Origin of the sequence: Flavobacterium sp. FPG59 (assembly GCF_002150205.1) — a bacterium.
Lineage (GTDB): Bacteria > Bacteroidota > Bacteroidia > Flavobacteriales > Flavobacteriaceae > Flavobacterium.
This window is the reverse complement of sequence record NZ_MTCA01000005.1, coordinates 20,941-34,460: the sequence shown is the minus strand read 5'-3', so window position 1 is coordinate 34,460 and position 13,520 is coordinate 20,941. Positions and strand designations below refer to the sequence as shown.

Annotated in this window: 14 protein-coding genes; 6 read left to right on the top strand and 8 right to left on the bottom strand. The window is 36.4% G+C overall.

The genetic code is table 11. The features are described from left to right. Positions 1-134: 134 nt before the first annotated feature. From FPG59_RS01285 to hemA, 8 genes are all read right to left on the bottom strand, one after another. Positions 135-521: a c-type cytochrome gene (locus FPG59_RS01285; RefSeq protein ID WP_086452806.1), complete on the bottom strand. Its 387-nt coding sequence runs from the start codon at positions 519-521 to the stop codon at positions 135-137. Continuing rightward, positions 521-1,519 (bottom strand): porphobilinogen synthase, encoded by a 999-nt coding sequence (hemB, locus tag FPG59_RS01280; protein WP_086452805.1) that lies wholly within the window; start codon positions 1,517-1,519, stop codon positions 521-523. The genes FPG59_RS01285 and hemB overlap by 1 nt, the downstream gene beginning before the upstream one ends. A 48-nt stretch (positions 1,520-1,567) precedes the next feature. Beyond that, the gene (locus FPG59_RS01275; RefSeq protein WP_086452804.1) at positions 1,568-1,924 is read right to left on the bottom strand and encodes a four helix bundle protein; all 357 of its coding nucleotides are present in this window, start codon (positions 1,922-1,924) and stop codon (positions 1,568-1,570) included. 45 nt (positions 1,925-1,969) lie between these two features. After that, a complete protein-coding gene (gene hemF / locus FPG59_RS01270) occupies positions 1,970-2,872 on the bottom strand; it encodes an oxygen-dependent coproporphyrinogen oxidase (RefSeq protein ID WP_086452803.1) in 903 nt (300 codons plus the stop codon). A 63-nt stretch (positions 2,873-2,935) separates the two neighbouring features. Beyond that, positions 2,936-3,961, bottom strand: coding sequence for a uroporphyrinogen decarboxylase (gene hemE / locus FPG59_RS01265; protein WP_086452802.1), 1,026 nt, complete (start codon positions 3,959-3,961; stop codon positions 2,936-2,938). 55 nt (positions 3,962-4,016) lie between these two features. Continuing rightward, positions 4,017-4,697, bottom strand: coding sequence for a uroporphyrinogen-III synthase (locus FPG59_RS01260; protein ID WP_086452801.1), 681 nt, complete (start codon positions 4,695-4,697; stop codon positions 4,017-4,019). Next, positions 4,697-5,617: a hydroxymethylbilane synthase gene (gene hemC / locus FPG59_RS01255; RefSeq protein ID WP_086452800.1), complete on the bottom strand. Its 921-nt coding sequence runs from the start codon at positions 5,615-5,617 to the stop codon at positions 4,697-4,699. Before hemC ends, FPG59_RS01260 begins: the two co-directional genes overlap by 1 nt. Before the next feature lie 64 nt (positions 5,618-5,681). Continuing rightward, positions 5,682-6,938, bottom strand: a complete 1,257-nt coding sequence (gene hemA, locus FPG59_RS01250; RefSeq protein ID WP_086452799.1) for a glutamyl-tRNA reductase — start codon at positions 6,936-6,938, stop codon at positions 5,682-5,684. A 227-nt stretch (positions 6,939-7,165) separates the two neighbouring features. Between hemA and FPG59_RS01245 the strand changes: the two genes are divergently transcribed. The 6 genes from FPG59_RS01245 to FPG59_RS01220 all read left to right on the top strand — a co-directional run bounded on the left by FPG59_RS01245 (position 7,166) and on the right by FPG59_RS01220 (position 13,398). Further along, positions 7,166-8,041: a helix-turn-helix transcriptional regulator gene (locus tag FPG59_RS01245; protein ID WP_086452798.1), complete on the top strand. Its 876-nt coding sequence runs from the start codon at positions 7,166-7,168 to the stop codon at positions 8,039-8,041. A gap of 98 nt (positions 8,042-8,139) precedes the next feature. Then, complete coding sequence (gene hemH, locus FPG59_RS01240) at positions 8,140-9,189, top strand: ferrochelatase (protein WP_086452797.1); 1,050 nt, start codon at positions 8,140-8,142, stop codon at positions 9,187-9,189. Next, complete coding sequence (locus tag FPG59_RS01235) at positions 9,190-10,524, top strand: MATE family efflux transporter (protein ID WP_086452796.1); 1,335 nt, start codon at positions 9,190-9,192, stop codon at positions 10,522-10,524. A 7-nt stretch (positions 10,525-10,531) separates the two neighbouring features. Then, positions 10,532-11,080 (top strand): CopD family protein, encoded by a 549-nt coding sequence (locus FPG59_RS01230; protein WP_086452795.1) that lies wholly within the window; start codon positions 10,532-10,534, stop codon positions 11,078-11,080. Between the two features lie 110 nt (positions 11,081-11,190). Next, on the top strand, positions 11,191-12,606 hold the full coding sequence (locus FPG59_RS01225) for an ATP-binding protein (RefSeq protein WP_086452794.1): 1,416 nt from the start codon (positions 11,191-11,193) through the stop codon (positions 12,604-12,606). A 9-nt stretch (positions 12,607-12,615) separates the two neighbouring features. Continuing rightward, positions 12,616-13,398 carry an enoyl-CoA hydratase/isomerase family protein gene (locus tag FPG59_RS01220; RefSeq protein WP_086452793.1) on the top strand — a complete coding sequence of 261 codons (783 nt, stop codon included), beginning with the start codon at positions 12,616-12,618 and terminating at the stop codon, positions 13,396-13,398. The last annotated feature ends 122 nt before the right edge of the window (positions 13,399-13,520 follow it).

Genomic DNA, 13,520 nt, shown 5'->3' with positions numbered 1-13,520 from the left:
ATACGGTCATAAAAAAACCATTCGTACTTGCGAATGGTCTTTGTTTTTAGCCCTGATAGAAGCGGCATCCTCTTGTGGTAGCGCTAGCGAACACAAGAGATATAGCGGATAGCAGGATATAGCTCCTAAAAACTTTATTTTAAATGAGAATATACGTAGGCTTCTAGCGCTTTCAATTCCTCGTCGGACATGGCTTTTGTGAGTGCAAAGTTAGCTTTCATTACCTCGTATTGACTTGGGTCTACAATTGGTTCGCCTTCGCCTTTTAAAAAGGTGACCATATCAGCATTTTTACTTTTATAAATACCTGCAATGTCTTGTAAGCTGGGACCGATTACCTTTTTGTCAATTTGGTGACAGGCGATACAATTTCCCTTTCCTTCAAAAATTTCTTTTCCTAATTCTACTGGAGTTTGAGCAGCTTCTTCAGTAGTTGTTGGGTACAAGGATTCTTTTTTGGTTTCTTCTTTTTTACAAGATAGAAAGCAACATACGGCTAATAAGCAAAGGATCTTTTTCATTATTTTTTATTTAAAAGTATTGCGGCTTCTTTGGCAAAATAAGTCGAAATTAAACTGGCTCCTGCACGTTTGATGCACATTAACTGCTCCATCATGGTTTGGTCGTGATCCAACCAACCTCTTTCGGAAGCGGCTTTAATCATGGCATATTCACCGGACACATGGTATACGGTTACGGGTACAAGAACCGCATTTTTTACTTCGCGAACAATGTCTAAGTAAGCAATCCCGGGTTTTACCATGACCATATCAGCGCCTTCTTCAACATCCCAAAGTGCTTCTTTGATGGCTTCAAGACGATTGGCATAATCCATTTGATAGGTTTTTTTATTTTTTGGGACAACCACATCAGCGTCTTTTGGAGCAGAGTCTAAAGCATCGCGAAACGGTCCGTAAAATGCCGAGGCATATTTGGCAGAATAGCTCATGATTCCCACATTGTGAAATCCTGCAGCATCTAAACCTTGACGCAAGCGCAGTACACGTCCGTCCATCATATCGCTTGGCGCTACGAAATCGGCACCAGCTTGAGCATGAGAAACAGCCATTTTTACCAACGCATCGTTGGTACTATCATTTTCAACATCGCCATTTGCTATGATTCCGTCATGACCATAAATAGAATACGGATCCAAAGCCACATCAGGCATAACAATCATTTCCGGACAAGCGGTTTTGATGGCACGAATGGCATTTTGCATGAGTCCGTTTGGGTTCCAAGCTTCAGTACCTGCGTTGTCTTTTAGATTTTCGTCAACTTTTACATAGATGTTTACTGCTCGAATTCCTAATTCGAATAATTCTTGCACTTCTTTTACCGTCAAATCAATAGAACGTCGAAAAATTCCTGGCATAGATGGAATTTCAACTTCTACGTTTTCGCCTTCGGCAATAAACATAGGAAACATAAAATCACTTGGACTTAATGTAGTTTCACGAACTAAGGAACGAATGGATTCGTTGACTCTTAAACGACGACCTCTTTGTAATGGGAACATATATACTAGCTTTTAGCTTTCAGCAATTAGCTTTCGGCAATTAAAATTTTATTTGTTATATAGCTTAGATATTAAACTATTGAGCATTTTTTTAATTTCTTCAACTTGAAATAATAGTTTTTCACTTGACTCATTATTGATGAAATTTAAATCTCGACTCAGTATAAATTGATATTCTAATTCATTTGCTGATCCAAATGCAATTATTAAAAATCGAGCAAAATCTTTATCTGAATTCCTTCCACAACCTTCAGCAATATTAGTTGGAATTGAACTTGCGGATCTTTTCATTTGGCTAGTTAAGCCGAAAAGCTCTTCTTTTGGAAAATTATGTGTCATTTTATAGACATCAAGAGTTAATTGATGTGATTTTTGCCAAACTACAAAATTTTTAAAATCCTTCATGCTTTTAAATTTAGGCTAATGGCTAAAAGCTGATCGCTAATTGCTTTAAATCCACTCAACAGGATTCTCCAGCACTTTCAATAATTTTTCTTCTTCGCTTCCATCTTCTGGATGATGGTCATAAACCCACTGAACGTGTGGTGGTAATGACATTAAAATAGACTCAATTCTTCCATTGGTTTTTAAGCCAAATAAAGTGCCTTTGTCATGCACCAAATTGAACTCAACATAACGACCTCTTCGAATTTCTTGCCAAGTTCTTTGTTCTGCGGTAAATGGTAAATTTTTTCGTCTTTCTAAAATCGGAACATAAGCGGTAAGAAATGAATTTCCAACTTCGGTTACAAAGTTAAACCAATTTTCCATAGACATTTGTTCTGTTTCCTTGCAATAATCAAAGAATAATCCGCCGAGTCCACGAGCTTCATTACGATGTGCGTTCCAAAAATAAGCATCACATTGTTTTTTAAACTTGGGATAAAACTCTGGATTGTGCTTATCACATGCTGTTTTACACGTTTGATGAAAATGAATCGCATCTTCTTCAAATAAATAATAGGGCGTTAAGTCCTGTCCGCCACCAAACCAACTGTTGATAACATTTCCGTTATCGTCATACATTTCGAAATAACGCCAATTGGCATGAACCGTTGGTGCCATTGGGTTTTTAGGATGTATTACCAAACTCAATCCGCAGGCAAAAAAATCAGCTTCGCCTACGTTGAATAATTTTTGCATCGAATCGGGTAATTTTCCATGCACTGCCGAAATATTGACACCGCCTTTTTCGATTACATTTCCGTTTTCAATTACACGTGTTCGTCCTCCGCCGCCTTCTGGACGTTCCCAAAGATCTTCCTTGAATTTGGCATGACCTTCAACGGCTTCTAAGCCAGCAACAATCTGGTCTTGGAGATTTTGTATGTAGGTGTAAAATTTATTTTTCATATTTATCAGTTATCAGTCGCAGTTGCCAGTCGCAGTTATTATGTAAACTGAGACTGAGACTGCCTACTTTTGATATTCTTTCACCGCATCAATAAATGCTTTGGCGTGATCTACCGGAATATTTGGTAAAATACCGTGGCCTAAGTTTACGATGTATTTGTCTTTTCCGAATTCGTCAATCATTTCGTGAACCATTTTCTTAATCACTGGAATTGGAGAAAATAATCGAGAAGGATCAAAATTACCTTGTAAAGTGATGTTTCCACCTGACAAATAACGTGCATTTCTAGGCGAGCAAGTCCAGTCTACACCTAGCGCAGAGGCTTTACTTTTTCCCATTTCGTTCAAAGCAAACCAACATCCTTTACCAAAAACAATAACTGGAGTTACTTCAGCTAAAGCATCAATGATTTGGTTGATGTATTTCCATGAGAATTCTTGGTAATCAACTGGCGATAACATACCGCCCCAAGAATCAAATATTTGTACTGCATTCACACCTGATTTTACTTTTTCTAATAAGTATAAAATAGTGGTATCGGTGATTTTTTGTAATAAAGTGTGCGCCGCTACTGGATCTGAGAAACAGAATCCTTTTGCAGTATCAAAACTTTTAGACCCTTTGCCTTCAACAGCATAACAAAAAATAGTCCATGGCGAACCCGCAAAACCTATTAAAGGCACCTCATCGTTCAACATTTCTTTTGTCAACTTAACCGCATCAAAAACGTAACCCAAAGTTTCATTTACATCCGGAACGAAAACTTGGTTCACTTGTTCCATGGTACGAATGGGATTCGGGATAATTGGTCCTAAATTGTCTTTTAATTCGACGTGAATTCCCATAGCGCGAGGCACAACAAGAATATCAGAGAACAAAATCGCAGCATCTGGAGCAATTCTACGAATAGGTTGAACCGTAATTTCGGCAGCTAATTCAGGTGTTTCGCAACGAGTGAAAAAATCATATTTGTCTCGCAAAGCTCTAAATTCTGGCAAATACCTTCCTGCTTGACGCATCATCCATACCGGTGGGCGTTCAACAGTTTCTCCTTTTAGTGCTCTTAAAAACAAGTCATTTTTTAACATAATTCTATTTTTTTATTCCTCTTTTGAGGGTTTGTTTTGATCTATTTGATGGGCGTTATTCGCTTTCTGTTGTATAATATTCTATGAGTCCGATAATTAAATCTTCAATAGTGGGCTCTTCGGCTACCACAATACTCTTTGTTTTTCCTTTTAAAGCTGCGGCGGTAGTCTCGCCAATGCAAAAGCAAACTTCTTTTTTTAGCTTATTTTCTTTCAAGTAACTCTCTACTCCCGATGGACTAAAAAAGAGGATACCTGCAAAATTTTCTAAACTTGAAATTTTAAATGGTGCCAACTTAGTTTGGTACACTTCAATTTCATTAAATACGATTCCAGCATCTTTTAGTGCTTGTGGTAAGGTTTCCTTACGCAAATTACCACTAAAAAAAGTGTAGCTGTTTTGACTGTAAATTAAGGTGATTATTTCGGCTAGCTCTGACGCGTAATCCATGTAAACATCTACCTTGAAGCCATTTTGCTCTAGTAATTCTTTGGTTTTGATGCCTACACAAAAAGCAGTTTTAGTACGTAAACCTTCCCAACCATCTTGTTCTATAAGACTTAAAACAGCGTTTTGACTGCTAAAAATGAGGTTTTCTTGAATATTTTGAAGGGAAAATGGAGTGTTTGTTACTTCGATAAAATCTTGTTCCAAGAGATCAAAGTTGGCATCGAGTACCGCTTTTCTTTGAATTCCAGAAAGTGTTTTGGTTGATAAAATACTAATTTGCTCCATTATTTTTTTAATTTCTCTTTTATAGATTTCATCAACGCTACACCACCATTTTCAAGAATTTCTTGTGCGCAAAAGTACCCCAACTTTTTCCATTCTTGTATCGGAACGGTTCTTTCTACTTCGATTTTTTCTTTTCCATCAATAGAAAACAAAACTCCTTTAAAAACAATATCGTCTTCTACAAAAACGGCTAAAGCACCAATTGGAGCTGTACAACCGCCTTCTAAAGTTTTAAGAAATTGTCTTTCAATGTGGGTGCAAACTTCTGTATCAATGTCGTTCAACTCGTGCAAAGCTTGTCTTGAAAATTCATCGTTAGCCATGGCAACAACCAACATGGCTCCTTGTGCCGGTGCAGGAATCATCCAATCAAGATCGATATAATTGCCAGGTTTAAGATTAATTCTTTCTAGCCCTGCTGCGGCAAATACGGCTCCACTCCAGTCACTTTCTTGTAGTTTTTTCATGCGTGAATTTACATTTCCGCGCAAATCAACTACAGTATGATTGGGATATTTATTAAGCCATTGTGCTTGACGGCGCAAACTACCCGTAGCGATTGTTCCTGTTTGATTTAAAAAATCGAGATTGCCTTTGTGTACTAAAATATCGAGTGTATTGGCTCTTTCAAGAACTGCAGCTTGAACAATTCCTTGTGGTAATGCAGTTGGAACATCTTTCATAGAATGCACCGCAATATCCACATCGCCATTAATCATGGCTACATCGAGTGTTTTGGTAAAAATTCCGGTTATTCCTAATTCATAAAGAGGCTTATCAAGAATGATATCGCCTTGCGATTTTACGGCTACAATTTCAGTTTTGTATCCTAAATCGTTTAACTTATTTTGAACTGTGTGGGCTTGCCAGAGTGCGAGTTCACTATCACGGGTTCCTATGCGTATCGTTTTGTTCACTATTTTATTTTTTTCAAACCCATGAGAAATGAAGTTATCTCCTGATTTGATTTTAATGGCGCCAACTTTATTTAGCCGTTGCTCCTATTTTAAAAACTTTCTCAATCCATTCAATACTTTCATCCACCATGGTGTTATCATCTTTTAAATGATTGGCAAAATGGGTTGTAATTTTTTGGATAATTCGGTTGCTTATTATTTCCGCTTGTTCTTCATTGAAGTTAGATATTTTCTTGCTTTGAAAATCAAGTTCAGATGCTTTTATTGCGTTCAATTTTGCTTTCAAAGCATTAATTGTTGGAGCAAACTTTCTGCCTTTGGTCCAAGTGATGAACTCTTCCTTAATTTCTTCGATAATCGCTTCGGCAGCGGGAATGTGTTTTTTTCTGTTTTCTAAAGTTTCATCTGTCAACTGCGACAAATAATCCATGTGAATCAAGGTTACTCCATCCAGTTCTTCCACGTTTTCATGTGCATTTTTTGGAATTGACAAATCTAGAATCAACAGTGGTTTTTTCAAATTCAAAATCGCTTTGTCAATTGTTGGATTTTGTGCACCGGTGGCAACCACAACAACATCCGCTTTTTGTAATTCAAGATGCAATTCTGAGTAATCCTTAACAATAAGATTTAATTTCCCAGCCAGTTTTTCAGCCTTTTCTTTAGTTCTATTGATTAAGGTTATGTGTTCATTTTTAGTATGTTTTACTAAATTTTCACAGGTATTTCGACCGATTTTTCCCGTACCAAAAAGTAAAATGTTTTTGTTACCAATGTCTTCAACATTTTTGATAATGTATTGCACTGCCGCAAAAGAAACTGATGTAGCTCCGGAACTTATCTCGGTATCGGTTTTTATTTTTTTACTAGCTTGGATGACAGAATTGACCAATCGTTCCAAAAAAGCATTGGCTAAGCCCAATCCTTTTGACTGTGAAAAACTGGATTTAATTTGAGCGATAATTTCAAAATCTCCTAGAATCTGACTATCAAGACCCGTTCCCACTCTAAATAAATGACTAATGGCATCTTGATTTTTATAAACAAATCCTACCTTTTGAAAGGATTCAACTGAACCTTGACTGTTCTCACAAATCAATTTGATCAATTGAAATGGATGTTCTGCAAAACCGTAAATCTCAGTACGGTTGCAGGTTGAAGTAACTATTAAACTCTCTATTCCTTCATTCTTAGCTTGCTCTAACAAACGAGTTTTTGCAACACCATCTAAACTAAACTTCCCTCTAATCTCTGCATCGGCTTTCTTGTAGCTTAACCCAACCGCGTAAAAATATTGATGCTTTGATGTGTTTTTGTTTTCCATATTTGCACTTTTCCAAAAAGTGAAACAAAATTAGTACTACAGTAGTTATAAAAATAACGCTAGAAGTTCTTTTTGTATCGCTTAATGATTTTTTGATTCTAAATGTATTTATTAACCAAAAAAACTTATTTTTGTAATGAAATCAAGTGCTTTGAATCTCTTTATTTAGAGTTGTTCTAAATAAATACGTTTCCTGAATATGATTTTTATATTAAAAAAATACCGCTATGAGTTCACAAGAAATTATAAAAATTGAAGACGATTTTACGCTAATTCGGTTTCAAAATGATGGTATAGACCCGTTCCATGCACAACGAGAAGTGAGCAGTGGCTTGATTCAGTTTCATTTTGGACTAAAAGGAAGTGCTAAATTTATTTTTAATCAAGGAAACTATGCGCTAGAACTCAAAGAGGAAAAATCATTATTACTTTACAATCCACAAAAAGAATTACCTCTTAATTTAGAACTAGCTCCAAATTCTTGGGTGATATCTGTAATTATTTCAATCAAAAAATTCCATGCGCTATTCTCTACTGAGGCAGATTATATTACTTTTTTGAGCGCCGATAATAAAGATAAAAAATATTATAACGAAGGAAACATTAGCCCATCAATGGCAATTGTACTATCGCAGTTGTTTCATTACAGCTTGCATCCATCTATAAAAAACCTATATTACAAAGGCAAAGGATATGAGTTATTGAGCCTTTATTTCAATAGAACCGAAGATCCAAATGCAGAGCAATGTCCTTTTTTAATAGATGAAGACAATGTGATCAAAATAAAAAAGGCAAAGGAAATTATTATTGCTAACATGGCTGAACCACCAGGATTACAAGAACTGGCAGATGAAATAGGTCTGAATTTAAAAAAACTCAAAATGGGTTTCAAACAAATTTATGGTGACACCGTTTACGGATTTCTGTTTGACTATAAAATGGATTTTGCTCGGAAACTACTAGATAGTGGCTCTTACAACGTAAACGAAGTGGGGTTGAAAATAGGATACAGCACTGGAAGTCATTTTATTACAGCATTCAAAAAGAAATTTGCTACCACACCCAAAAAGTATTTGATGTCCATAAACCCTAATATGCAGTAAACAATTGTTTTCGTATATTAAACAATAAATAAAAAATAGTTAATCACAAAGTATAAAAAAGCAGGTTTAGTTACTTTTGCTTCATAAAAAAAGACAAGATGAAAGGTGTATTATTAGTAAATTTAGGTTCTCCCGAAAGTCCAACTCCAAAAGATGTAAAACCTTATTTAGATGAGTTTTTAATGGACAAATATGTAATTGACGTTCCGTTTTTATTACGTGCATTACTAGTACGCGGAATCATTTTACAAACAAGACCTAAGAAATCAGCGGCGGCGTATGCTAGAATTTGGTGGGACGAAGGTTCTCCACTTGTAGTCATATCAAGAAGAATGCACGAAAAAGTACAAAAACTCGTAGATGTTCCTGTTGCTCTGGCTATGCGTTACGGCAATCCATCACTTTTATCTGGATTACAAGAATTACACGATAAAGGGGTGACCGAAGTGTTGCTTTTTCCGTTGTATCCGCAACACGCAATGGCTTCAACTACGACTATTCTAGAACTAGCAGAGGAACACCGCAAAAAGTATTTCCCAGAAATGAAATTCACAATTGTTCCAGCTTTTTACAATAAACCTGATTATTTGAAAAATCTAGCTGATTCTATAAAAGGACATTTGGAAGGTTTTGATTACGATCATTTGTTGTTTTCATACCACGGAATTCCAGAACGCCACATTCGCAAAACAGACATCACCAAATCACATTGTAAAATAGATGGCTCTTGTTGTAATACACCATCACCTGCACACGAATTTTGTTACCGTCATCAATGCTACGAAACCACAAAACAAGTGGTTAAGTTGTTAGGAATCCCAGAGGGAAAATACAGCCAGACGTTTCAATCACGTTTAGCGGGCGACAAATGGTTGACTCCCTACACAGATGTTGAAGTAAACAAAATGCCAAAAAACGGCATTAAAAATCTAGCTGTAGTGACACCTGCTTTTGTATCAGACTGTTTAGAGACTTTAGAGGAAATTGCTATGGAAGCCAATGAAGAATTTTTACACCATGGAGGTGAAAAATTTATGGCCATTCCTTGTTTAAATGACGATGAAGATTGGTGTAAAACAGTAGGAAACTGGATTACTACCTGGACAGGCGTATCTACAACTGCAACTTTAGAAAAAACTACTGCATAAATGAATACCAGTACCGATGAGTTGGGAACGCAACCAATCAAAACACTCTTGATTAAACAAGCGGTTCCTTCCTCTATTGGGATTCTCTTTATGTCTGTTAATATTTTGATAGACACCATATTTGTTGGGCAATGGATCGGTTCACTTGCAATTGCTGCAGTAACCGTTGTATTGCCCATCACTTTTTTAATTTCGTCTCTTGGCATGGCCATTGGTGTGGGCGGCGGATCAGTTTTGTCACGTGCTTTAGGCGCAAACAACAAGGAAAAAGCATTGCAAACTTTTGGGAACCAAATAACAATGACTTTCATCCTAGCCTCGGTGTTTGTGGTATTCGGTTTGGTATTTAGTGATGAAATGCTTTTACTTTTTGGGGCAAAAGGTGCCATTTTTAAACCCGCGCAAGAATTTTATTTTCCTATTATCATAAGCGTTCCCTTTCTAGCATTGTGCATGATGGGGAATAATGTCATTCGGGCTGAAGGAAAGGCAAAATTTGCCATGGTAGCCATGATCATCCCAGCATTTGTAAACATTGCTCTGGATATTCTATTTATAAAATACTTGGACATGGGTATTTTTGGCGCAGCATTGGCCACAGCCATATCCTATACTACTTGTTTTTTATTTGTTGTGTGGTACTTTATTTTCAAGAGTCAATTGCAACTGCAAATCAAACATTTTTTATTCAACGCATCCATTGTCAAGCAAATAACTTCCCTTAGCATTGTTACGTTTTCCAGGCAAGGTGTCGTTAGTCTTTTATCCATTTTGTTAAACCACACATTGTACACCTATGGAGGAGAACACTCCGTTGCCATTTATGGAATCATTAGCAGAATGTTAATGTTTGCTTTGTTTCCCATACTTGGAATCACACAAGGATTTTTGCCTATTGCGGGATACAATTATGGCGCTTCCAATTTTGCTCGTGTTAAGGAGAGTGTTCAGTTATCCATTTTATACGCAGCCGTTTTGGCTTCTATAATATTTGTGGTTATCTTGGTATTTGCTCAACCAATTGTATCAGTTTTCACCACTGATCCCGAGGTTATAGCCCAAACGCCTAATGCTTTACGCTGGGTTTTTGCAGCTTCACCTGTTATTGCCATTCAACTGATTGGTGCTGCTTATTTTCAAGCGATTGGCAATGCCAAAAAAGCATTACTTTTAACGTTAAGCAAACAAGGATTTTTCCTCATCCCGCTAGTGCTCATTCTACCAAATTTTTTAGGTATTTTTGGCGTATGGATTGCTTTTCCTATTGCCGATGTTTTATCAACAGCATTGACTGGCTATTTATTAAAAAAAGAAATACATACTAAACTACTATAACGGTACTATGGAATACTACAATTACATAAAATCATTACACCTCATCTTTGTAATTACTTGGTTTGTGGGGCTTTTTAATATTGTTCGCCTATTTGTTTACCAAATTGAAGCTGCAGACAAACCTTCACCCGAAAAAGAAATTTTACAAAACCAATTCAAAATAATGACGTACCGCATGTGGTACATCATCACTTGGCCATCGGCAGTATTAGCCAGTATATTTGCATTTTGGATGTTGTTTTTCACAGATTTAGGTCGGGCGTGGCTTCAAATGCCTTGGATGCATGTCAAACTAGGATTTGTGTTTTTATTGTATTTGTACCATGCTAAATGCCACCAAATCTTTAATCAATTGCAACGAAACGAAGTTAAATACACCTCTAATTTTATGCGATTATGGAACGAAGGCGCTACAATTATACTTTTTGCCGTAGTCTTTTTAGTGATTTTAAAAAATGCATTCAATTGGATTTACGGAGTAATTGGGATCATTTTGTTCTCTGTCATTTTAATGCTGGGTTTCCAATTTTACAAAAAAATTAGAGAAAGAAAATAGTTGAATTTTCAGTTCCCAACCGGTACTGAGACTGAGACTGTAAACTAAAAAACATGTTCAAAAGCTTCAAAATAGCAATGCTTTCCTTGCGGATTAGGATTTTCCTGTCCATGATTGTATTGATATTAATGGCCTCCGTTATATTAGCTTCGATTTCGATCATTCAATTTAAAAACGAAGCCAAAGAATACCACCAAGAGCGACTGGAACGGAACGAAAATGCAGTTAAACAGCACATCAACTTTATTCTTTCAACCACTACTTATCCTCTTACCGCAGCAAACCTAGACCTCATTTTTAAGGATAAAATTCATGAATTGGCACACATTCATAATGTCGAAATTAATATTTACAGCCTTAACGGTCAGTTATTAAAATCTTCCAAAGAATCTTTTTCGGTTGATAAAGTGGCGCCACCAGTACCCAAATACATTTTGAAACTGGTGCGTTCCTCCATTGAAAAAAGGTATGTAGACATTAAAACCATTGACGGCAAAAAAAATCGTTCGGCTTTTAGCCAAATCAAAGATGACAAATTCAAGCCACTCGGGATTTTAAACTTGCCTTATGTAGAAGACGATGGATATTATGAAAATGAACTTAAAAATTTCTTGGTCAGACTAGGTCAAGTGTATACTTTTATGCTACTCATGGCCTTTGCGCTGGCGTACTTTTTATCGTCCTACATTACAAAATCTTTGAAAACCATTTCGGATAAATTAAGTGAAACCAGTTTAAACCAAAAAAACGAAAAAATTGTTTTGGAGGCCAATAGCAAAGAGATTAATTTACTCATCAAGGCATATAATGCCATGGTAGATGAACTGGAGAAAAGTGCCATCAAACTAGCACAAAGTGAGCGCGAAGAAGCCTGGAGAGAAATGGCGAAACAAGTAGCCCATGAAATTAAAAATCCGCTTACGCCAATGAGACTCACGGTTCAAAGCTTTCAACGCAAGTTTGACCCATTGGATCCCAATGTAAAACAGAAAATGAACGACTACTCTGAAACGCTCATTCAGCAAATTGACACCATGAGTGCGGTCGCTTCGGCCTTTTCTAACTTTGCTTCCATGCCTGCCCAACAAAATGAAACCCTGAATGTAGTTGAAGTTGTGGAGCTTACCATGGATATTTTTAATGAAGATTATGTTGAATTTCAAAGCGAGTCTCCAGAGATTATCTCAAAAATTGACCGTACACAATTGATTCGAGTTATTACCAATCTTGCCAAAAACGCTATTCAATCTATACCGGAGCAACAAGAATTTAAAAAGGTTCTCGTAAAAATAAAAAAAGAAGACAATAACGTACTCATAACCGTATCAGATAACGGTATAGGAATACAAGCCAGCGATTCACATAGGATTTTTGAACCTAAATTTACCACCAAAAGTAGCGGGATGGGTCTTGGTCTAGGAATTATAAAAAACATTATCGAAAATTACAAAGGAACGATTATCTTTGAATCTGAATTTGGCAAAGGAACCACATTCATTGTGTCGCTCCCCATCATAAACTCTTAAAAAACACTTATGAACTACGAAAATATTTTGGTTACTACCCAAGAAAACATTGCTACTGTAACCATCAATAGACCTACAAAGTTGAATGCATTGAATGTGGCAACCATTTCTGATTTGAACAAAGCCTTTAAATTATTGTCAAAAAACAATGAGATTCGTGCAATTATTTTAACAGGAAGTGGCGAAAAAGCTTTTGTTGCAGGAGCTGATATTTCAGAATTTGCAAATTTCTCCATAGAAGAAGGATCCCAACTTGCAGCTGAAGGTCAAGAAAAATTATTTGATTTTATCGAAAATTTAAAAACACCTGTTATTGCAGCCGTAAATGGTTTTGCACTAGGTGGCGGATTAGAATTAGCCATGTCATGTCATTTTAGAGTAGCCTCTACAAATGCCAAGATGGGTTTACCAGAAGTATCGCTAGGAGTGATTCCTGGATACGGAGGAACACAACGCCTACCACAACTAGTAGGAAAAGGCCGCGCTATGGAAATGATTATGACTGCTGGAATGGTTACTGCAGATGAAGCTCACAGAATAGGCTTAGTAAACCATGTGGTTTCAGAAAACGAACTAATAGAATTTTGCACCAATATAGCCAATAAGATAATTAAGAATTCTCCATACGCTATTGGCAAAGCAATAAAAGCGGTTAATGCTAATTTCAAAGAAGGTAAAAACGGATACGAAACAGAGATTAAATCTTTTGGAAAATGTTTTGGAACCGAAGATTTTAAAGAAGGAACAACGGCTTTCTTAGAAAAAAGAAAAGCAGTTTTTACTGGAAAATAAAAATAAGAGAGAACCAGATCGGTTCTCTTTTTAGTTTAAACACACCTTGTTTTAAATATTTTTTTTCACAAAAAGGATTTGTTTGCTGCACAAGGCTTAATTTTGCATTTCATTTGTGATTA

What these genes read in the sequence shown, in the direction of transcription:
- FPG59_RS01245 (WP_086452798.1), top strand. Translation starts at nt 7,166, where the DNA reads ATGAGTTCACAAGAAATTATAAAAATTGAAGACGATTTTACGCTAATT.
- hemF (WP_086452803.1), bottom strand. Translation starts at nt 2,872, where the DNA reads ATGAAAAATAAATTTTACACCTACATACAAAATCTCCAAGACCAGATT.
- hemB (WP_086452805.1), bottom strand. Translation starts at nt 1,519, where the DNA reads ATGTTCCCATTACAAAGAGGTCGTCGTTTAAGAGTCAACGAATCCATT.
- hemH (WP_086452797.1), top strand. Translation starts at nt 8,140, where the DNA reads ATGAAAGGTGTATTATTAGTAAATTTAGGTTCTCCCGAAAGTCCAACT.
- FPG59_RS01230 (WP_086452795.1), top strand. Translation starts at nt 10,532, where the DNA reads ATGGAATACTACAATTACATAAAATCATTACACCTCATCTTTGTAATT.
- FPG59_RS01225 (WP_086452794.1), top strand. Translation starts at nt 11,191, where the DNA reads ATGATTGTATTGATATTAATGGCCTCCGTTATATTAGCTTCGATTTCG.
- FPG59_RS01260 (WP_086452801.1), bottom strand. Translation starts at nt 4,697, where the DNA reads ATGGAGCAAATTAGTATTTTATCAACCAAAACACTTTCTGGAATTCAA.
- FPG59_RS01285 (WP_086452806.1), bottom strand. Translation starts at nt 521, where the DNA reads ATGAAAAAGATCCTTTGCTTATTAGCCGTATGTTGCTTTCTATCTTGT.
- hemE (WP_086452802.1), bottom strand. Translation starts at nt 3,961, where the DNA reads ATGTTAAAAAATGACTTGTTTTTAAGAGCACTAAAAGGAGAAACTGTT.
- FPG59_RS01235 (WP_086452796.1), top strand. Translation starts at nt 9,190, where the DNA reads ATGAATACCAGTACCGATGAGTTGGGAACGCAACCAATCAAAACACTC.
- FPG59_RS01220 (WP_086452793.1), top strand. Translation starts at nt 12,616, where the DNA reads ATGAACTACGAAAATATTTTGGTTACTACCCAAGAAAACATTGCTACT.
- FPG59_RS01275 (WP_086452804.1), bottom strand. Translation starts at nt 1,924, where the DNA reads ATGAAGGATTTTAAAAATTTTGTAGTTTGGCAAAAATCACATCAATTA.
- hemA (WP_086452799.1), bottom strand. Translation starts at nt 6,938, where the DNA reads ATGGAAAACAAAAACACATCAAAGCATCAATATTTTTACGCGGTTGGG.